This window comes from Kitasatospora setae KM-6054, assembly GCF_000269985.1.
GTDB classification, from domain to species: Bacteria; Actinomycetota; Actinomycetes; order Streptomycetales; family Streptomycetaceae; genus Kitasatospora; species Kitasatospora setae.
This window is the reverse complement of the sequence record NC_016109.1, coordinates 6,162,294-6,181,574: the sequence shown is the minus strand read 5'-3', so window position 1 is coordinate 6,181,574 and position 19,281 is coordinate 6,162,294. Positions and strand designations below refer to the sequence as shown.

Sequence of the window (19,281 nt, the reverse complement as noted above, 5' to 3'; positions counted from 1 at the left end):
ATGTCACGTTAGCCAGTAGTCCGTCCGTGCGCTGCTGAATTTCCCCCACCCGCCCGGCTGTTCGTTCAGTGGAGCGGAAAGCTCAAGTTCAGCTCTGAGTTTCCGGTGTCCCGCTTGGCATCCGCCCGCCGTGGACACACCCTCGACAACGGGGTCCCGCATGACCGGAAAACCCCGCGAAAGGGGGTGGAAATATGTCTTCGTCCGTTATTCCGCGCTTGGGCACCGGTCTGGGCTGGCGGCCCGAGATCGACACCGCGGTGGAGCGGCTGCCCGGTCTCGACTGGGTGGAGGTGGTCGCCGAGAACGTCTGCGCCGACCACCTGCCGCCCTCGCTGGCCGAGCTGCGCGCCCGCGGCGTCACGGTCGTCCCGCACGGCGTCTCGCTCGGCCTGGGCAACGCCGCCGAGCCCGACCCGGCCCGGCTGGCCCGGCTGGCGGGCGTCGCCGAGGCGGTGGGGGCGCCGCTGGTCAGCGAGCACCTGGCGTTCGTCCGGGCCGGCGGCCTGGAGGCCGGGCACCTGCTGCCGGTGCCGCGCACCCGGGAGGCGCTGGAGGTGGTGGCCGCGAACGTCCGGATCGCCCAGCGGGAGCTGCCGGTGCCGCTCGCGCTGGAGAACATCGCCGCCCACCTGGCCTGGCCGGACGACGAGCTGACCGAGGCCCAGTTCCTGGCCGAACTGGTCGAGCGCACCGGCGTCCGCCTGCTGGTGGACGTCGCCAACCTGCACACCAACCGGGTCAACCTGGGCGTCGACCCGGCCGCCGAGCTCGACCGGCTGCCGCTGGACGCCCTCGCCTACGTGCACGTCGCCGGGGGCGTCGAGCGCGACGGCGTCTGGCACGACACCCACGCCCACCCGGTCACCGCGCCCGTGCTGGACGTGCTGGCCGCGCTCTGCGCGCGGGCCGACCCGCCCGGGGTGCTGCTGGAACGGGACGGCGCGTACCCGCCGCCCGCCGAACTGTCCGCCGAACTCGACGCCATCCGCCGCGTCCAGCACCTCCACCGCAGGGAGACCGCCCGTGTCTGAGCAGCACGAGTACCTGATCCGCGACCGCGCCGACGCCGAACTCGCCCTCGCCCGGGTCCACCTGGCGCACCGCCAGGAGCGGCTGCTGGCCGCCCTGGTGGCCGCCGCCCCGCCGCCGCCCGGCTTCGACCCGGAGCAGCTGCGGGTGCAGGCCGAGGGCCTGCGCGCCAAGCGCCGGGAGACCGTCGGCCACCTGCTGCCGGAACTGCCCGAACTGCTCGGCCCGGACTTCGCCCCGCTGTTCGCCCGCTACGCGGCCGGCCGGCCGCTCACCGGCGGCTACCGCGCGGACGCCCTGGCCTTCGCCGAGTGGGCGCTGGCCGCCGAGCCCGCCGCCCGCTGGCAGCCCGCGCTGCGCCGCCTGCTGCGGCCCGCCGCCTCCCGGTGGGGCCGGCTGCTGCCGCGCCGCGCCCGCAGCGCGCCCGCGCACCCGTAGCCGCACCCCGAACCACCGACGCCGAAAGGAACCACGGGGGATGTCGAACCACCTGTTCGTCCTGGCGGTCGCGCTGGTCGCGCTCGCCCTCACCGCCGTCACCGTCTTCAACGCGCGCAGCCGCCGGGTCACCGACCCGCTGGGCCTGCCCGGGCGCGGCCAGTCGCTGTCCGAGGTCGCCTTCCTGGCCGGCGGGCCCGCGCGGGTGGTCGACACCGCGCTGGTCCGGATGGAGCGCGAGGGCCGGCTGGTCGTCTCGCGGGCCCGCCGGGTCACCGTCACCGACGACCGGACGGCCGACCCGGTCGAGCGCGTCCTGGTCACCGCCGCCGGCGGCCGGGCCGGACGCGACCTGTCCGTGCTGCGCGCCTCCGTGACGGGCAGCCCCGAGGTGCAGAAGACCGGCGACGGGCTGGCCGCCCGCGGCCTGCTGCGGAACCCGGCCGCGCTGCGGGCCGCCTGGCGGGCCCGGCGGCTGCTGGTGCTGGCGCTGGCCGCCGCGGTGGCGTTCGGCGCGGTCGACACCCTCCGCTGGCTGGGCGAGCCCGACCGGTACAACGTCTTCCCGCCGTTCCTGGGCTACGCGCTGCTGGTGCTGTTCACGGTGGTCAGCCTGGTCGTCACCCGCCCCCGCCGGAGCCGGATCACCCCGGCGGGCCTGCGCCAGCTCCAGCTGGTCCGCGGCAGCACGCCCTGGCGGCCCCGGGAGGTGGCGGCCGAGCACGCCGAGCTGGTCGGCGCGTTCGCCCTGGACGGCGCCGCGGCGCTGCGCGACCCCGAGCACCGGGCGCTGCGCGAGGCGCTCACCGGGCCGTACTCCTCGACCGTGACCATCACCCTCGGCAAGCGCTCCGGGCGCTCCGGGCGGGACTCCGGGTCGTCCGGCGGCTGGGACTCCGCGGCCGGGGCCGGGGCGGGGGCGGGCGCCGGGGCCTGGTGCGGCTCGTCCGGCTCCTCCTGCGGCGCGTCCGGGCACTCCGGGGGCCACTCGGGCGGGCACTCGGGGGGCCACTCCTGCGGCGGGTCCTCGCACTCGTGCGGTGGCGGCGGGCACTCCTGCGGCGGCGGGTCGAGCTGCGGCGGGGGCGGCTGCGGCGGCGGTTCCTGAGTGTCCGCCGGGCGTCCGCCGCGTCACAGTTCGGTATCGCGGCACGGAGATTCGTTCCGTTTCCGCCACCCACAGGACTAGAACAAAAACCATGTGGGTCTTGCTGCTGGTCCCGTCCTGTGCCGCCGCGGTGCTCTCCTGCCTCCGCCTGGTACGGGTCGCCGCGATCGCGGACGCCGCCGCCGGGCGGGCCCCGGCGGGGGTCGCCGGCCGCCCGCCGGGCGTCGGCCTCTACGAGACCGCGTACCTGGCCGGCGGCCCCGCCCGGGTGGTCGAGCTGGCGCTGGTCCGGATGGCCGGGGTGGGCCGGCTGCACCTCGCGCACACCGGCTGGACCACCGTCGTCGACCCGCTGGGCCGCGGCCGCCTGGAGCGGGCCCTGATCGGCGCGATCGGCCCCGAGGGCCAGTGCCGCACCTCCCAGCTGAAGGCGGCGCTGGCCGCCCACCCGACCGTCCGGGACATCGGCGACCGGCTGGCCCGGGCCGGGCTGGCCACCCCCGCCGTCGTCCGCGACCACGCGCTGCGGGCGGTCCGGCAGGTCAGGTACGCGCTGTTCGGGGCGGCCGCGATGCTGCTGCTCACCGTCCTGCTCAGCGGGACCGACGCCGAGACCGCCCGCACCGCCGTCGCCTGGTACGCCCTGCCGCTGGTCCTCACCGGCGGCACCCTGCTGATGGCCCGGGTCGACGTCCACGCCTACACCGCCTGGGCCGCCCCGGCCGGCCAGACCCTGCTGCGCACCCTGCCCTGCCGGCACACCGCCGCCACCGCCACCGACGACGACCTGCTCACCGCCGTCGCCATCTCCGGCCCGGCGGCCGTCCGCGACCCGCGCCTGCGCGCCGCGCTCGACTCCTGACCGCCCCTGCCGGGACCGGCCGGGCCGGTCCCGGTGCGGCCGGTCCCGAGCGGCACTAGTAGAGGCCGGCCAGCAGGTCGGCGACCGGCTTGCGGCGGCCGGTGAAGAACGGGACCTCCTCGCGGACGTGCAGCCGGGCCCGGGAGGGGCGCAGGTCGCGCATCAGGTCGACGATCCGGTGCAGCTCGTCGGCCTCGAAGGCGAGCAGCCACTCGTAGTCGCCGAGCGCGAAGGACGCGACGGTGTTGGCGCGGACGTCGGGGTAGCCGCGGGCCATCTTGCCGTGCTCGGCGAGCATCCCCCGGCGCTCCTCGTCCGGGAGCAGGTACCACTCGTAGGAGCGGACGAAGGGGTAGACGCAGACGTACTCGCGGGGCTGCTCGTCGGCGAGGAACGCCGGGATGTGCGACTTGTTGAACTCGGCGGGGCGGTGCAGCGCCATGTTCGACCAGACCGGCTCCAGCAGGCGGCCGAGGCCGGTGCGGCGGAAGCGGTTGTACGCCTCCTGGAGGTCGTCGGAGTCCTCGGCGTGCCACCAGACCATCAGGTCGGCGTCGGCGCGCAGGCCGGAGACGTCGTAGGTGCCGCGGACCACCACGTCCTTGGCGGCGAGCTGCTCGAAGAGGGCGTCGACCTCGGCGGTGAGGGCGGTGCGGTCCTCCGGGAGGGCGTCCTTGAGCTTGAACACCGACCACATGGTGTAGCGGATGACCTGGTTGAGGTCGCGGGCCTTCTTCTTCACGGGCTGCTCAGTGCTTTCGGTCATGCGCCCATTGTCCCTTCCGTGCGGGTGCCGCTGGTGCGGGGGGTGAGGTGCTCGGCGGCGCGCCGGGCGCCGCCGACGACGGCGGGGATGCCGACGCCGTCGTACGCCGCGCCGCAGACGGCGACCGCGCCGAGCGCGTCGAGGTGGGCGCGGATCCGGGCGACCCGGTCGAGGTGGCCGACGGGGTACTGCGGCAGTCCGGCCCGCCAGCGGGTGACGGCGTGGTCGTACGGGACGGCCCGCAGGCCGACGGCGGTGCGCAGGTCGGCGAGCGAGCGGGCGACGAGTTCGGCGTCGTCCAGGTCGAGGGCGGCGTCCTCGCGGTGCCGGCCGAGCGAGGTGCGCAGCAGGAAGGCGTCGGGGGCGGAGCGCTCCAGCCAGCCCCACTTGTTGCTGGAGAAGGTGGACGCCTTGATGGCGCGCCGGTCGACCGGCGGGACGAGGAAGCCGCTGCCGGTGAGCGGGCTGTCCGCGAGGTCGGCGCGGCGGAAGGCGAGCGTGACCAGGGCCATCGACGCGTACTCGACGGCACGCAGTTCGGCGGCGGCGGCGGGCGCGTCGGCGGCGAGCAGCGCGGCGGCCTGCGGGGCGGGGACGGCCAGCACGACGGCGTCGGCGGCGAGTTCGCGGCCGGCGGTGGCGATCCGCCAGCCGTCGGGGGTGCGGCGCAGCGCGTCGACCGGGTGGCCGGTGAGCAGTTCGGCGCCGTGCGCGCGGGCGTGGGCGGCGACCGCCCCGGGGAGGGTGCCGAGTCCGCCGCGCAGGCCCTGGAAGACCGGTCCGCCGGCGCCGGCGCGGGTGCTGAGTGCGCGGATGGCGGCGGTCAGCGAGCCGCCCTGGCGGGCCAGCGGGAGCAGTTGCGGGACGGCGGCGCGGATCGAGATCTCGTCGGCGTGCCCGGCGTAGACCCCGCCGAGCAGCGGTTCGACCAGCCGGTCGACCACCTCGCGGCCGAGCCGGTCGGCGATGTAGCGGCCGATCGGGGCGTCCTCGCCGATCTCGGCGGGCCGCTCGTGGCGGGCCCGCTCCAGGCCCTCGGGGGTGAGCACCTCGGAGGCCGCGAGGGCGTCCAGGTCGCCCGGTACGCCCATGAGTTGGCCGCCGGGCAGCGGGCGCAGGGCGTCCCTGGTCCAGAGCGCGGCCTTGGCGGTGGTCGGCGGTTCGAGCCGCTCGCCGAGGCCGACCAGCCGGGCCAGTTCGACGGCCTCGGGGCGGCGGGCGAGCATCGACTCGGCGCCGAGGTCGACCCGGACGCCGCCGACCTCACCGCCGCGCAGCTTCCCGCCGAAGCGCGTCGACGCCTCCAGCACGGTGACCCGTACCGCCGCGTCCGAGAGGAACGCGGCCGCGGCCAGGCCCGCGATCCCGCCACCGATGACCACCACGTGAGGTTTCGCCATGCCGGTCAGTCTCCCAGCCTTTATCCGGTTCGCCGGAATCGACCCGGACGACCTCGGGCGGCGGCGCGGGCGGTGTCGAGACCGGGGCGAGTCCGGGGCGTGATCCATCCGGTACCGGGAGTGCGGGTCCGGTCCGGGGGCCGCCGCGTCACAGAGCCGTGGGGACGGGCGGTCGGCCCGCCCCGGGGACACGGGGAGGAACCGGAATGGACCTGCGGGTGCGGAGAATCGGCGCGGCGGGGGCGCTGGCGGCGGTGCTGCTGCTGGCCGGGTGCGGGGCGGGATCCGACCGCGCGGGGACGGCCTCGTCGGCGGTCGGCCCGGCCGCGGCGGCCGACGCCCAGGGCGGGGCCCAGGCCGGCGCCCAGGGCGCCGCCAAGCCGGCGGCCGCCCCCGGCAAGGGCGACGCCGCGCCCGGGGCCGGGGCCACCCCCGGCGGCGGCGCGACCGCCGCCCCGGCCGACCGCCGGATCGCCTACCAGGGCAGGCTGACCCTGCGGGTCGACGCGGTCGAGGACGCCCGCGCCAGGGCCGTCGACCTGGTCACCCGGGCGGGCGGCTACGTGGCCGGGGAGAACCTGCGCGGCGGGCCGGGCGAGAGCCGGCAGGCCACGCTGACCCTGAAGGTCCCGTCCGCGTCCTACCAGGCCGTGCTGGACGGGCTCGGCGCGGTCGGCACCCGGCTGGGCCTGAGCAGCCAGGCCGACGACCTGACCGACCAGATCGCCGACGTCGACAGCCGGCTGAAGTCCATGCAGGCCAGCGTGGACCGGGTGCGGGCGCTGATGGCGGGCGCGAAGAGCCTGTCCGAGGTGGTCTCGCTGGAGAGCGAGCTGACCCGCCGCGAGTCCGATCTGGAGTCCCTCCAGCGGCAGCAGCAGGGCCTCTCCGCCCGGGTCTCGCTGTCGACCGTGACCCTGGAGCTGGTGACGCCCTACCAGGACGCCCGGGTCGAACCGGAGAAGCCGGCCACCGGCTTCTGGGCCTCGGTCGGCCACGCGCTGGCCGGCGGCTGGCACGCCCTGCTCACCGTGGTCCGCGTCCTGCTGACCGCCCTGGCCGCCGCCGCCCCGTTCCTGCTGCTCCTCGCCCCGCTCGGCTGGCTCCTGCGCAAGCGCCGGCGCCGCGCCCCGAAGGCCCCGGCCCTGCCGCCCCGCCCGGCGCACGCCCCGGACTCCCCGGACACCGAGGAGGCCCCGGGCGCCGAGGAGTGACCGGCCCCCTCCGGCGGCCCGGGGAACGGCGCTCCCGGGCGCTGAACCCCGGGAGCGGTCACCCGCCACCGCCCTCGCCGCGGTCACCCCGGCGGTGGCGGCGGGCGCCTCAGCGGGCGCTGGCCTCGTGGACGAAGGCGACCAGCCGGGTCAGCGCGTCCGGGTCCATGCTGGGCATGACGCCGTGGCCGAGGTTGAAGATGTGGTGGCTGCCGCCGAGGGCCTGGGCGGCGTGCAGGACCTCGCGGGCCTTGGTCTCGACGACGTGGGTGGGGGCGTACAGCACGGCGGGGTCGAGGTTGCCCTGGAGCCCCTTGCCGGGGCCGACCCGGTTGGCGGCCTCGTCGAGCGGGACGCGCCAGTCGACGCCGACGATGTCCGCGCCGGCCTGGCCCATCAGGCCGAGCAGTTCGCCGGTGTTGACGCCGAAGTGGATCCGGGGCACGCCGTAGGGCGCGACCGCGTCGAAGACCTTGGTGCTGGCGGGCAGCACCGAGCGGCGGTACTCGTCGGGGGCGAGCGCGCCGGCCCAGGAGTCGAAGAGCTGGACCGCCGAGGCGCCGGCCTCGATCTGGATCTTCAGGAAGGCCGAGGTGATCTGCGCCAGCCGGTCGACGAGTCCGGCCCACAGCTCGGGGGCGCCGTACATCATCGCCTTGGTGTTCTCGTACGACTTCGACGGGCCGCCCTCGACCAGGTAGCTGGCCAGCGTGAAGGGGGCGCCGGCGAAGCCGATCAGCGGGGTGGCGCCGAGTTCGGCGACCAGCAGGCCGACCGCCTCGGTGATGTAGGGCATGTCGTCGGGTTCGAGCGGGCGCAGCCGCTGGAGGTCCGCCTCGGTGCGGATCGGGTCGGCGATGACCGGGCCGACGCCGGCCTTGATCTCGACGTCGATGCCGACGGCCTTGAGCGGGACGACGATGTCGGAGAAGAAGATCGCGGCGTCCACCTTGTGCCGGCGCACCGGCTGCAGGGTGATCTCCTTGACCAGGTCGGGCCGCATGCAGGAGTCGAGCATCGGGATGCCCTCGCGGACCTTCAGGTACTCCGGCAGCGAGCGGCCGGCCTGCCGCATGAACCACACGGGGGTGTGCGGCACGGGTTCGTTGCGGGCGGCGCGCAGGAACACGGAGTCGTACGCGGCGCCGCGGGGCCGCTGACCGGACTGGGCTGCGGGGGTCTCACTCACGGGTCACATCCTCGCACGCGGCCGGTGCGCTCCCGGCCGAGCGGGTGCCGCGCACCGGCAAAACGGACACCTCGGGCGGTGATCGCCGGGCGGCCGTCCGCGGCCCGGCCGATTTCCTGGTTTTCGGCACGCCGGGGGCACGAAAGTGCTCGGCTTACGGGTCCGCGCCGCCTAGGCTTCCGGTCATGGCAGCGGTCGGCGGGCAATCCGCACAGGGTGGGGGAACGGGCAGGGAGTCGGCGCCGATCGAGTTCCGCGACGCGGTCGAGGCGCTGACCGGAGCGCGGTTGCGCCCCGAGGTACGGCTGTCCCCGCAGCCCGCCCCCCGCCGACTGGCCCCGTACGCCTTCGCGCTCTCCGCCTCGGTGGAGGTGGACGGCGAGGAGTTGGCGGACGGCACCCTGGTGCTGCTGCACGATCCGTCGGCGCCGGAGGCGTGGAGCGGGGACTTCCGGGTGGTCACCATGACCCGGGCCGAGCTGGAGCCGGAGATGGCGGGCGACCCGCTGCTCTCCGAGGTCGGCTGGAGCTGGCTGCTGGACGCGCTGCAGACGCACGTCGCCGGGTACGCCGAGCCGTCCGGCACGGTGACCAGGTGCCACTCGCAGTACTTCGGCGCGCTGGCCGAGCGCGGCTCGTCCACCGAGATCGAGCTGCGGGCGTCCTGGACGCCGGGCGACCGCCGCTTCGAACGGCACCTGGCCGCCTGGGCGGACCTGCTGTGCGTGTGCGCCGGGCTGCCGCCGTCCGCGCCCGCGCCGCTGCCGGCCGACGGGCCGGGCGTGCTCGGCGGGGTGGTGCCGATGCCGGCCCGCCGCCGCCCGCGCAACTCGCACTGACCCCGTCCCCCTCTCCCCTTTTCTCCTCTGGACTCTCGACCCTCGACGCGACGCCCGGCCGGTCGGCCGCCGGGCGTCGCGGGTGCTTCCAGACACCTCAAGGGGACAAGCCCGCGCCGCGGGCCCGGTGCCACCCGCAGGGCTGACGGAGTGTGACTTCGCGACCACTCCAGGTCAATTACCTGCACGTTCGCGATCGCCGAGGTGTCGCCGGTGATCGATTCCGTGCGATTTCCAGGCATGTCGTACCGGTCACCTGCGCGATTTGTCCGTATTGTTACTCACCAGATCGTGATCACCCGCTAAAGCCGGGCACGGTTGATGCCGAAGGTGTCAGTGACCCTTTCCAAGACGCGGAACGCTCCGACCGCCCCCTCGGGGTTCGTCCGCCACTCCCTCCGGAGGCCCCAGGTGTCGGTCCTTCTCGAGCACCCCGCAAGCGTGGTCGCCTACCGTCCGACGAAGCCCACCGCCATGGTGGTCATCGCAGATCCCCGGGTCCGGAACACGGTGACCCGGCATCTATGGGCGCTCGGTGTCCGCGACGTCATCGAGGTCTCCTCGATCGCCGAGGCCCGTCCCCGGGTCTCCACCCCGCGCGACATCTGCATCGCCGACGTCCACCTCCCGGACGGCTCCGGCCTGACCATCCTGGCCGAGACCCGCGCCGCGGGCTGGCCCAACGGCCTGGCGCTGTCCGCCGCCGACGACATCGGCGCGGTCCGCTCGGCGCTGGCCGGCGGTGTCAAGGGCTACGTGGTGACCGGGACGCGCACCAACATGCCGATGCCCGGCCGTCCCGGCCTGCCGATCGGCGCCGGCCTGGCGGGCCGGATGCGCCGCCCCGGCCTCCCCGGCCACCACCACCCGGGCGCGCCCGGCCACCACGGCGCCCCCGGCCAGCCCGGCGCCGCCCCCGGCGCCCCGGGCGCGCCCGGCGCGCAGCCGTCCGCCTACCGCGAGCTGTCCGGCCGCGAGGTGGAGGTGCTGCGACTGGTCGCCGAGGGTCAGTCGAACAAGGCGATCGGCGTGGCGATGGGCCTGTCGGCGCTGACGGTGAAGAGCCACCTGGCCCGGATCGCCCGCAAGCTGGGCACCGGCGACCGGGCCGGCATGGTGGCCGTGGCGCTGCGCACCGGCATCATCCACTGACCCGCATCGTCGCTGGTGAAGGCCCGGAGGAACGTTTCCTCCGGGCCTTCGCCTTGCCCGGGTCCGGCCCCGGAACCGCGTCCGGAGCCGCGGGTGACGTCCCGTCAGCGCCGCGCCCGGCCCGGGGCCGAACGGGCCGCCAACCCCGGCTGGCATATGTCCGAACATGGTCCGACCAGTCAGACAACACTCCCGGCGGCGACACACGACGTACCCTTGGGGGGTGACCGACGCCGTAGCCTCCATCCCCGAAGAGACCGCCCCGGTTCCGCTCCTCGAACCCCGGGACGGACTGCCACCGGTGGTGTCGGACGACGCGGCCCTCGCCGCCGTCGTCGAGGCCTTCCGCGGCGGCACCGGGCCGGTCGCCGTCGACGCCGAGCGGGCCTCCGGCTACCGCTACGGGCAGCGCGCCTACCTGATCCAGCTGCGCCGCCAGGGCGCGGGCACCGCGCTGATCGACCCGATCGCCTGCCCCGACCTGACCGGCCTGAACGCGGCGCTCGCCGACACCGAGTGGGTCGTGCACGCCGCCACCCAGGACCTGCCCTGCCTGTTCGAGGTCGGCATGCACCCCGGGGTGCTGTTCGACACCGAGCTGGCCGGCCGGCTCGCCGGGTTCCCCCGGGTCGGCCTCGGCCCGATGACCGAGAACGTGCTGGGCCTGTCGCTGGCCAAGGAGCACTCCGCGGTCGACTGGTCCACCCGCCCGCTGCCCGAGCCCTGGCTGCGCTACGCCGCGCTGGACGTCGAGGTGCTGGTCGACCTGCGGGACGCGCTGGAGGCGGAGCTCGACCGGCAGGGCAAACTCGACTGGGCGCACCAGGAGTTCGCCGCGCTCGCCGCCGCGCCGCGGCCCGCCCCCCGGGTCGACCCGTGGCGGCGCACCTCGCAGCTGCACAAGGTCCGCCGCCGCCGGCAGCTGGCCGCCGTCCGCGAGATGTGGCTGACCCGGGACCGGATCGCCCGCGAGCGGGACGTCTCGCCCGGCCGGGTGCTGGCCGACGCCGCGATCGTGAACGCCGCGCTCGCCATGCCGCTGAACGCGCCCGCGCTGGTCGCCGTGCAGGGCTTCGGGCCGCGGGTGAACCGGCGGCAGCTCGACCAGTGGCTGGCCGCGATCGAGCGGGCCCGGGAGATCCCGGAGGCCGCGCTGCCGCCGGCCACCGCCCCGCACGACGGCCCGCCGCCGCCGCGGGCCTGGGCCGAGAAGGACCCGGTGGCCGCGGCCCGGCTCAGCGGCGCCCGCGCCGCCGTCACCGCGCTGGCCGAGCGGCACCACCTGCCCGCCGAGAACCTGATCGCGCCCGACCTGGTCCGCCGGGTCTCCTGGGAGCCGCCGGCCGAGCAGGACCCGGTGGCGATCGGCGCCGCACTGCGGGCGCTGGGCGCCCGGGCCTGGCAGACCGAGCTGGTCGGGCCGGTGCTGGCGGAGGCGTTCCGGGAGGCCGCGGCGTAGCCGTCCGGGTGCCGGGGCTCCTCCCCGCCCGGCGCTCCGGCGTCGGACGGGTCACGCCTCCCCCTCCTTGCCGGGCGTTGTTACTCACGGGTAGATTGGTGGGCGTAGCGGCGCCGCTCGTGCGCGCGCTCATCGTCATGTCCCCCTGGGAGGAGAGCCCCCGTGCCTCGTACCGCGAGGGACGTCGTCTTCGTCGACGGCGTCCGCACCCCGTTCGGCAAGGCCGGCCCGAAGGGCATCTACCACGAGACGCGCGCCGACGACCTGGTCGTCAAGTGCATCCGTGAGCTCGTCCGCCGCAACCCGAACCTGCCCGTCGAGCGGATCGACGAGGTCGCCGTCGCGGCGACCACGCAGATCGGCGACCAGGGTCTGACCATCGGCCGCACCGCCGCGCTGCTCTCCGGGCTGCCGAAGTCGGTGCCGGGCTACGCGATCGACCGGATGTGCGCGGGCGCCATGACGGCGGTCACCACCACGGCGGGCGGCATCGCGTTCGGCGCGTACGACGTCGTGGTGGCCGGCGGCGTCGAGCACATGGGGCGGCACCCGATGGGCGAGGGCGTGGACCCGAACCCGCGGTTCGTCTCGGAGAAGCTGGTCGACGAGTCCGCCCTGTTCATGGGCATGACGGCGGAGAACCTGCACGACCGCTTCCCGCACCTCACCAAGGAGCGCTGCGACGCGTTCGCGGTCCGCTCGCAGGAGAAGGCCGCGAAGGCGTACGCCAACGGCGACATCCAGCCGGACCTGGTGCCGATCGCGGTCCGCAACACCAACCCGGAGGTCGGCGAGACCGGCTGGGGCCTGGCCACGGTGGACGAGCCGATGCGCCCGGGCACCACGCTGGAGTCGCTGGCCGGCCTGAAGACCCCGTTCCGCCCGCACGGCAACGTGACCGCGGGCAACGCGGCCGGCCTGAACGACGGCGCGACCGCCTCGCTGCTGGCCGCCGAGGACGTGGCCCGCGAGCTGGGCCTGCCGGTGAAGATGCGCCTGGTCAGCTACGCGTTCGCGGGCGTCGAGCCCGAGGTGATGGGCATCGGCCCCGTCCCGGCGACCGAGAAGGCGCTGGCCAAGGCCGGCCTGACCATCGAGGACATCGGCGCGTTCGAGGTCAACGAGGCCTTCGCCGTGCAGGTGCTGGCGTTCCTGGACCACTACGGCATCGCCGACGACGACGAGCGGGTCAACCCGTACGGCGGCGCGATCGCCTTCGGCCACCCGCTGGCCTCCTCGGGCGTGCGCCTGATGACCCAGCTGGCCCGGCGCTTCGAGCAGCGGCCGGACGTCCGCTACGGCATCACCACCATGTGCATCGGCTTCGGCATGGGCGGCACCGTCATCTGGGAGAACCCCCACTTCGAGGGTGGTAAGTGACCATGAGCACCACTGAACTGCTGCAGCGCGCCGCCGGGCTGTTCCCCGGCGAGGTCGTCACCACCGCGCACGTGCGCCACCTGGACCTGCCGCTGCGGGCCGGCAAGCTGGCGCTGATCACCCTGGACAACGGCTTCGACCACACCAAGCCGACCACCTTCGGCCCGGCCTCGCTGGCCAGGCTCGCCGAGGCGCTGGACCAGGTCGAGGCGGAGGCCGCCGCGGGCGGCGTCGTCGCGGTCGCGATCACCGGCAAGCCGTTCATCTTCGCGGTCGGCGCCGACCTCAAGGGCCTCGAACTGCTCACCGAGCACGCCGACGCGCTGGCCATCGGCAAGGGCGGCCACGACGTCTTCAAGCGGATCGCCGCGCTGCCCGTCCCGTCCTTCGCGTTCTACAACGGCGCGGCGATGGGCGGCGGCGTCGAGGTCGGCCTGCACTGCACCTACCGCACCGTCAGCGCGGGCGTCCCGGCGTTCTCGCTGCCCGAGGTGTTCCTCGGCCTGGTGCCCGGCTGGGGCGGCTGCACCCTGCTGCCGAACCTGATCGGCCCCGCCAAGGCGGTCAAGGTCATCGTCGAGAACTCGATGGCGCAGAACAAGCAGCTCAAGGGCCAGGAGGTGTTCGAGCTCGGCATCGCGGACGCGATCTTCGAGCCGGCCGACTTCCTGGAGCAGTCGCTGCTGTGGGCGGCGAAGGTGCTCACCGGCGGCGTCACCGTCGAGCGCGAGGAGTTCGACCGCGGCAAGGCGTGGGACGACGCCGTGCTGTGGGGCCGCTGGGTCGCCGACGCCAAGGTGCACGGGGCCGCGCCGGCCGCGTACAAGGCGCTGGACATCATCGGGCGGGCCAAGGACGGCGACCTGCAGGCCGGCTTCGACGCCGAGGACGCGGCGCTCGCCGACCTGATCATGAGCGGTGAGCTGCGCGCCGGGGTGTACGCCTTCGACCTGGTGCAGCGCCGCGCCAAGCGGCCGTTCGGCGCGCCGGACAAGGCGCTGGCCCGCCCGGTCTCCAAGGTCGGCGTGGTCGGGGCCGGCCTGATGGCCTCCCAGCTGGCGCTGCTGTTCGCGCGCCGCCTGGAGGTGCCGGTGGTGCTCACCGACATCGACCAGCAGCGGATCGACAAGGGCGTCGGCTACGTCCACGCCGAGATCGACAAGCTGCTCGGCAAGGGCCGGATCGGCCAGGACAAGGCCAACAAGCTCAAGGGCCTGGTCACCGGGCACCTCGACAAGGCCGTCGCGTTCGGCGACGCGGACTTCGTGATCGAGGCCGTCTTCGAGGAGATGGGCGTCAAGCAGAAGGTGTTCGCGGAGCTGGAGGCGGTGGTCTCGCCGACCGCCGTGCTGGCCACCAACACCTCCTCGCTGTCGGTCACCGAGATGGCGTCCAAGCTCCGGCACCCGGAGCGCGTGGTCGGCTTCCACTTCTTCAACCCGGTCGCGATCCTCCCGCTGCTGGAGATCGTCCGGGCCGAGCGGACCGACGACGCCTCGCTGGCCACCGCGTTCGGCGTCGCCCGGAAGCTGAAGAAGACCGCGGTGCTCACCAAGGACGCCCCGGCGTTCGTGGTCAACCGGATCCTGACCCGCTTCATGGGCGAGATCCAGAGCATCATCGACGAGGGCACCCCGTTCGAGACCGTCGAGGCCGCGGTGCAGCCGCTCGGCCTGCCGATGTCCCCGATCGCGCTGCTCGAACTGGTCGGCCCGGCGATCGCCCTGCACGTCTCCGAGACCCTGCACGGCGCGTTCCCGGAGCGGTTCTCCGTCTCCGCGAACCTCGGCAAGGTCGTCGAGGCCGGCAAGCGCGGCTTCTACGTCTGGCAGGACGGCGCCCAGGTCCTCGACCCCGAGGTGCTGGAGCTGCTCTCCTTCGGCGACACCGTCCTCACCGAGGAGCAGGTGCGCGCCCGCGCGCTGGAGGCCGTCGCCCAGGAGATCGGCCTGATGCTCGACGAGGGCGTGGTCGGCGAGGCCCAGGACATCGACCTCTGCATGATCACCGGCGCCGGCTGGCCCTTCCACCTCGGCGGCATCACCCCGTACCTCGACCGCGAGGGCGTCTCCGAGCGCGTCAACGGCAAGCGGTTCCTGGCCCCCGGCCTGGCCTCGGTCCCCGTCTGACGCCTCCGCGCGCCGCCGGGCGGCCCCCCGTTCCCCGACCGGGACGGGGGGCCGCCCGCTTTCCTGGGTAGGCTGCCGGTCTTTCGGACCCGGAGGGGCGTGGGGCGCGGATGCTGGTACTGGTGCACGGCGGGCTGTGGGACGAGGAGACGGACGCGGCCGCGTTCTGGGAGCGGCCCGGGGTGACGGCCGGCCTGCGCGCCGCCGGGATCGCGGTGGCCGCCCCCGACCGGGCGATGCGGGCCGGGAGCTGGGACGCGGAGGCCGCGCACCTGGCCGCGCTGCTGCCGGACGGGCCGCCGGTCGTCCTGGTCGGCGGCTCGAACGGCTGCTCGGCCGCCGTCCGGCTGGCCCTGGCGGCGCCGGACCGCGTCCGGGCCCTGGTGCTGGCCTGGCCGGCCACCGCGGGCGAGGAGGCGCTGGACGCCCGGATCCGGGCCGCCGCGCCCGGGGCCGCCGGACTGCTGGCCGGCGGGACGCTGCGCGGCACCACCGACGCCGAACTCGGCGCGCTGCGGATGCCGGTGGCCGTCCTGCCGTCCGTCCCGGAGAACCCCGCCCACCGGCGGCGCACGGTCGACGCGCTGCTGCGGCTGCTGCCGGGGGCGGTGGAACTGCCGGGGTGCCCGGAGCCGCCCAGGCCCGGGTTCCGGCCGGAACCGCTGGTCGCCGCGCTGGCCGGGTGGGCCGACCGGGTCGGCCGGGTCGGATAGGCGGGCCCCTGGAGGGGCGTCAGCGCTTCTTGAGGCGGTAGATGACCGTGTCGCCCGTGACGCCGACGACCTCGTAGTAGGTGTCCAGGAGGGTGGCGATCCGGGGCACCTTGTCGGGCTGGTAGGGGGCGGTGCCGGAGTCGTCGACGAAGACCTCGGGGAGGCCGTTGGCGCTGATCTCGTTGTCGAAGGTCTGCCAGGCGTCGGAGACGGAGTACTCCTCGCCGACCTTCTCGCCGCCCTTGCCGCCGCTGAAGTTGGTGAGGAAGCCGGCGGTGAGGTAGCGGCTGGCGGGGCGGCGGTCGGCGAGCCAGTAGAGCTCGGGGTGCATGCCCCAGACCAGGACGGTGTCCTTCGGGCCGGTCTGGGCGGCGACGGCGGTGGCGACCTCGGTGGTCTGGGTGAGGCGCTGGCCGGGCCAGAACACGGCGAGGCCGACGAAGAAGGTGCTGGCGAGGGTGGAGTAGGCCACCACCGGCCGCCAGGGGACGGTGGAGGTGGCGACCGCGCCGACGCCGAGCAGGACCAGCGGGGGCATCAGCTGGAGGTAGTAGTGCCCGAAGAAGTGGAAGCCGACCGAGACGGCGATGACCGAGGAGAGCAGCCAGACCCAGATGTCGGCGGTGGAGCCGCGCTGCGGGCCCTTCGGGGGGACCGGGCGGCGGCGGTGGCGCAGCCAGGCCCGGTGGGCGTAGGGCAGCAGGAAGGCGAGGCCGGCGCTGAGCAGGATCGCCGAGTTGCCGAGGGCCCGGCCGAGCATCTGCGGCCAGTTGGAGCCGAGCACGGCGTAGTCGCCGGAGCCGGTGACCACCCAGAACAGGAAGCCCTTGGGCTTGGTGAGGATGGCGGCGACCAGCGCTATCGGGACGGCGAAGCCGAAGCAGATCTTGGCCAGGGCGGGCGGCCAGGGGACACCGCGGCGGCGGGTGTCCTGGAGCAGCATCCACAGGACGGGGAGCATGACGGCGCCGCCGGTCTGCTTGGTGAGCGAGCAGAGGGCGACGGCGATGCCGGCGGCCAGCCAGCGGCGGCGCTCCGCGTAGCGGAAGGCGAGCACCATGGCGGGCAGCATGAAGACTTCGAAGGTGGCCGCCTGGGTGTCCTCGGGCGAGAGGCCGATGGAGACCAGCAGGTAGACGACGCCGGCGTAGCGCCCGGCCCGGTCGCCCCAGCGGCCGCGGGCGGTGGAGGCGAGCAGGACGGCGGTGGCGAGGTGGGCGCCGATCGCGAGGGTGCGCAGCGGCCAGAGCGAGGCCGAGCCGAAGACGGCGAAGCACGCCTCGTACAGCCAGGGCAGCAGCGGGGGCTTGCGGTCGACGACGGTGTCGTAGAGGACGCCGCCGTCGGCGAGCATCCGGGCCTGGGTGGCGAGGTAGCCCTCGTCCGGGCTCCACACCGGGCGGAGGAAGGACGGCAGGTGGGTGACGGTGGCCAGGACCGCGAGCAGCGGGACCAGCCTGGTCCAGTACCCGGCGCGGACGTGCCCGTGCATGCGTTCGACGAAGGCACGGGGGCGGCGCGTGACGGAGAGGGGCACGGGTGACAACCTACCTGGCGCGAACGGGCCGGAGAGTGCCAGTCCAGGAATGAATATGACGGTCCGACAATGGGCGCACCGCCGGGAGCCGTCGCTGCGGCTCCGCGTCGGTGCGCCCACGGAGGTTCGGCGGGTCAGCTCCGGGCGTACGAGCGGGCACTGACCAGCGCTTCGATCCGGGCCGCGACGGCCGGGCCGGTCAGCCCGATCTCGGCCATGATCTCGGCGCGCGAGGCGTGGTCGAGGAACTCCTGCGGGATGCCGAAGTCGCGCAGCGGGACGTCCACGTCGGCGTCGCGCAGCGCCTGGGCGATCGCGGAGCCGACGCCGCCGGCCCGGCCGTTGTCCTCGACGGTGACCACCAGGCGGTGCCGGGCGGCCAGGCCGGGGAGCGCGGCGTCCACCGGCTTGACCCAGCGCGGGTCGACGACGGTGCTGGTGATGCCGCGCCCGGCGAGCAGCTCGGCGGCCTCCAGGCAGAGCGGGGCCATCGCGCCGACCGAGACGATCAGCACGTCGGCGGCGTCCTCGCCGTCGGTGGCGTCCGCCTCGCGGCGCAGCACGTCCATGCCGCCGACGGTGCCGACGGCGGGCAGCGACGGGCCGACGCTGCCCTTGGAGTAGCGGACCACGGTGGGGGCGTCGGTGACCTCGACGGCCTCGCGCAGCTGCAGCCGGACCTGCTCGGCGTCGCGCGGGGCGGCCAGCCGCAGGCCGGGGACGACCTGCAGGATCGACATGTCCCACATGCCGTTGTGCGAGGCGCCGTCGGTGCCGGTGACGCCGGCCCGGTCGAGCACGAAGGTGACGCCGAGCCGGTGCAGCGCGACGTCCATCAGCACCTGGTCGAAGGCCCGGTTCAGGAAGGTCGCGTAGACCGCGACCACCGGGTGCAGGCCGTTGGTGGCCAGGCCGGCCGCGCAGACCGCGGCGTGCTGCTCGGCGATGCCGACGTCGAAGATCCGCTCGGGGTACGCCTTGGCGAACGGGGCCAGGCCGACCGGGTGCAGCATCGCGGCGGTGATCGCGACGATGTCGCGGCGCTCGCGGCCGAGCGCGACCATCTCCTCGCCGAACACGGACGTCCAGTCCTTGCCGGCGGTCTTCGCCGGCAGGCCGGTGTCGGGGTGGATCACGCCGACCGCGTGGAAGCGGTCCTCGTCGTTGTTCTCGGCGGCGTGGTAGCCGCGGCCCTTCTCGGTGATGCAGTGCACGATGACCGGGCCGCCGAAGCCGCGCGCCTTGGTGAGGGCGGACTCCAGGGCCTGCAGGTCGTGGCCGTCGATCGGGCCGATGTACTTGAGGCCGAGGTCCTCGAACATGCCCTGCGGGGCGATGAAGTCCTTCAGGCCCTTCTTGGCGCCGTGCAGGGTGTCGAACATCGCCTGGCCGACCACCGGGGTGCGCTGCAGCGCGTCCTTGCCCCAGGACAGGAAGCGCTCGTAGCCCTGGGTGGTGCGCAGCGTGGAGAGGTGGTTGGCGAGGCCGCCGATGGTCGGCGAGTAGGAGCGCTCGTTGTCGTTGACGACGATCACGACCGGCAGGTCGCGGCTGTCGGCGATGTTGTTGAGCGCCTCCCAGGCCATGCCGCCGGTGAGCGCGCCGTCGCCGATCACGGCGACCACCGGGCGGTCCTTGTGGCCCTGGATCTTGTTGGCCTTGGCCAGGCCGTCGGCGTAGCCGAGGACGGTGGAGGCGTGCGAGTTCTCGATCACGTCGTGCTCGGACTCGGCCCGCGAGGGGTAGCCGGACAGGCCGCCCTTCATCTTCAGCCGGGAGAAGTCCTGGCGGCCGGTGAGCAGCTTGTGGACGTAGCTCTGGTGCCCGGTGTCGAAGAGGATCCGGTCGCGCGGGGAGTCGAAGACCCGGTGCAGCGCGAGCGTGAGTTCGACCACGCCGAGGTTGGGGCCGAGGTGGCCGCCGGTCTTGGAGACCTCCTCGACCAGGAAGCCGCGGATCTCCTCGGCGAGCTCCGCGAGCTGCGCGGGCGTGAGTCGATCGAGATCGCGCGGTCCCCGAATGCGGGTCAGCAGGGCCACCCGTTCCTCCTCGTCCAAGTTCTC

General features: G+C 74.8%; 14 protein-coding genes and 1 pseudogene. 10 read left to right on the top strand and 5 right to left on the bottom strand.

The annotated features are described in order from the left end of the window. Nucleotides 1-194 precede the first annotated feature (194 nt). The 3 genes and pseudogenes from KSE_RS27305 to KSE_RS27290 all read left to right on the top strand — a co-directional run bounded on the left by KSE_RS27305 (nucleotide 195) and on the right by KSE_RS27290 (nucleotide 3,440). A pseudogene (locus tag KSE_RS27305) lies at nucleotides 195-1,470 on the top strand (DUF692 domain-containing protein). Nucleotides 1,471-1,510: 40 nt separating this feature from the next. Continuing rightward, nucleotides 1,511-2,578, top strand: a complete 1,068-nt coding sequence (locus KSE_RS27295; protein WP_014138588.1) for a TIGR04222 domain-containing membrane protein — start codon at nucleotides 1,511-1,513, stop codon at nucleotides 2,576-2,578. Nucleotides 2,579-2,669: 91 nt separating this feature from the next. Continuing rightward, nucleotides 2,670-3,440 carry a TIGR04222 domain-containing membrane protein gene (locus tag KSE_RS27290; RefSeq protein WP_014138587.1) on the top strand — a complete coding sequence of 257 codons (771 nt, stop codon included), beginning with the start codon at nucleotides 2,670-2,672 and terminating at the stop codon, nucleotides 3,438-3,440. A 55-nt stretch (nucleotides 3,441-3,495) separates the two neighbouring features. On the opposite strand, the gene hemQ is transcribed toward KSE_RS27290, so the two are convergent. Both hemQ and hemG read right to left on the bottom strand, forming a co-directional pair. After that, nucleotides 3,496-4,206: a hydrogen peroxide-dependent heme synthase gene (hemQ, locus tag KSE_RS27285; protein ID WP_014138586.1), complete on the bottom strand. Its 711-nt coding sequence runs from the start codon at nucleotides 4,204-4,206 to the stop codon at nucleotides 3,496-3,498. Further along, on the bottom strand, nucleotides 4,203-5,606 hold the full coding sequence (gene hemG, locus KSE_RS27280) for a protoporphyrinogen oxidase (RefSeq protein WP_014138585.1): 1,404 nt from the start codon (nucleotides 5,604-5,606) through the stop codon (nucleotides 4,203-4,205). Before hemG ends, hemQ begins: the two co-directional genes overlap by 4 nt. 206 nt (nucleotides 5,607-5,812) lie before the next feature. Between hemG and KSE_RS27275 the strand changes: the two genes are divergently transcribed. Continuing rightward, a complete protein-coding gene (locus KSE_RS27275) occupies nucleotides 5,813-6,820 on the top strand; it encodes a DUF4349 domain-containing protein (RefSeq protein WP_014138584.1) in 1,008 nt (335 codons plus the stop codon). Nucleotides 6,821-6,929: 109 nt separating this feature from the next. Here the strand turns inward: KSE_RS27275 and hemE are convergent, their stop codons facing one another. Beyond that, entirely contained in the window at nucleotides 6,930-8,009 is a 1,080-nt protein-coding gene (hemE, locus tag KSE_RS27270) for a uroporphyrinogen decarboxylase (RefSeq protein ID WP_014138583.1), read from the bottom strand. Between the two features lie 185 nt (nucleotides 8,010-8,194). Between hemE and KSE_RS27265 the strand changes: the two genes are divergently transcribed. The 6 genes from KSE_RS27265 (at nucleotide 8,195) to KSE_RS27240 (ending at nucleotide 15,681) form a co-directional block, all read left to right on the top strand. Beyond that, a complete protein-coding gene (locus tag KSE_RS27265) occupies nucleotides 8,195-8,848 on the top strand; it encodes a DUF3000 domain-containing protein (RefSeq protein ID WP_014138582.1) in 654 nt (217 codons plus the stop codon). A gap of 411 nt (nucleotides 8,849-9,259) precedes the next feature. Next, nucleotides 9,260-10,000, top strand: coding sequence for a LuxR C-terminal-related transcriptional regulator (locus KSE_RS27260; protein ID WP_014138581.1), 741 nt, complete (start codon nucleotides 9,260-9,262; stop codon nucleotides 9,998-10,000). A gap of 223 nt (nucleotides 10,001-10,223) precedes the next feature. Continuing rightward, on the top strand, nucleotides 10,224-11,459 hold the full coding sequence (locus tag KSE_RS27255; protein ID WP_014138580.1) for an HRDC domain-containing protein: 1,236 nt from the start codon (nucleotides 10,224-10,226) through the stop codon (nucleotides 11,457-11,459). 162 nt (nucleotides 11,460-11,621) lie between these two features. Beyond that, a complete protein-coding gene (locus tag KSE_RS27250; RefSeq protein WP_014138579.1) occupies nucleotides 11,622-12,839 on the top strand; it encodes a thiolase family protein in 1,218 nt (405 codons plus the stop codon). A 2-nt stretch (nucleotides 12,840-12,841) separates the two neighbouring features. Next, the gene (locus tag KSE_RS27245; protein WP_033258894.1) at nucleotides 12,842-14,968 is read left to right on the top strand and encodes a 3-hydroxyacyl-CoA dehydrogenase NAD-binding domain-containing protein; all 2,127 of its coding nucleotides are present in this window, start codon (nucleotides 12,842-12,844) and stop codon (nucleotides 14,966-14,968) included. 110 nt (nucleotides 14,969-15,078) lie between these two features. Further along, nucleotides 15,079-15,681 carry an alpha/beta hydrolase family protein gene (locus KSE_RS27240; protein WP_014138577.1) on the top strand — a complete coding sequence of 201 codons (603 nt, stop codon included), beginning with the start codon at nucleotides 15,079-15,081 and terminating at the stop codon, nucleotides 15,679-15,681. 19 nt (nucleotides 15,682-15,700) lie between these two features. On the opposite strand, the gene KSE_RS27235 is transcribed toward KSE_RS27240, so the two are convergent. Both KSE_RS27235 and dxs read right to left on the bottom strand, forming a co-directional pair. Beyond that, entirely contained in the window at nucleotides 15,701-17,218 is a 1,518-nt protein-coding gene (locus KSE_RS27235) for an ArnT family glycosyltransferase (RefSeq protein WP_014138576.1), read from the bottom strand. A gap of 134 nt (nucleotides 17,219-17,352) precedes the next feature. Then, entirely contained in the window at nucleotides 17,353-19,257 is a 1,905-nt protein-coding gene (gene dxs, locus KSE_RS27230) for a 1-deoxy-D-xylulose-5-phosphate synthase (RefSeq protein ID WP_033258893.1), read from the bottom strand. Between the last annotated feature and the right edge of the window lie 24 nt (nucleotides 19,258-19,281).

Coding starts and splice junctions, on each gene's coding strand:
- KSE_RS27275 (WP_014138584.1), top strand. CDS start 5,813: ATGGACCTGCGGGTGCGGAGAATCGGCGCGGCGGGGGCGCTGGCGGCG.
- KSE_RS27290 (WP_014138587.1), top strand. CDS start 2,670: ATGTGGGTCTTGCTGCTGGTCCCGTCCTGTGCCGCCGCGGTGCTCTCC.
- KSE_RS27295 (WP_014138588.1), top strand. CDS start 1,511: ATGTCGAACCACCTGTTCGTCCTGGCGGTCGCGCTGGTCGCGCTCGCC.
- KSE_RS27245 (WP_033258894.1), top strand. CDS start 12,842: ATGAGCACCACTGAACTGCTGCAGCGCGCCGCCGGGCTGTTCCCCGGC.
- KSE_RS27240 (WP_014138577.1), top strand. CDS start 15,079: ATGCTGGTACTGGTGCACGGCGGGCTGTGGGACGAGGAGACGGACGCG.
- hemG (WP_014138585.1), bottom strand. CDS start 5,606: ATGGCGAAACCTCACGTGGTGGTCATCGGTGGCGGGATCGCGGGCCTG.
- KSE_RS27265 (WP_014138582.1), top strand. CDS start 8,195: ATGGCAGCGGTCGGCGGGCAATCCGCACAGGGTGGGGGAACGGGCAGG.
- hemQ (WP_014138586.1), bottom strand. CDS start 4,206: ATGACCGAAAGCACTGAGCAGCCCGTGAAGAAGAAGGCCCGCGACCTC.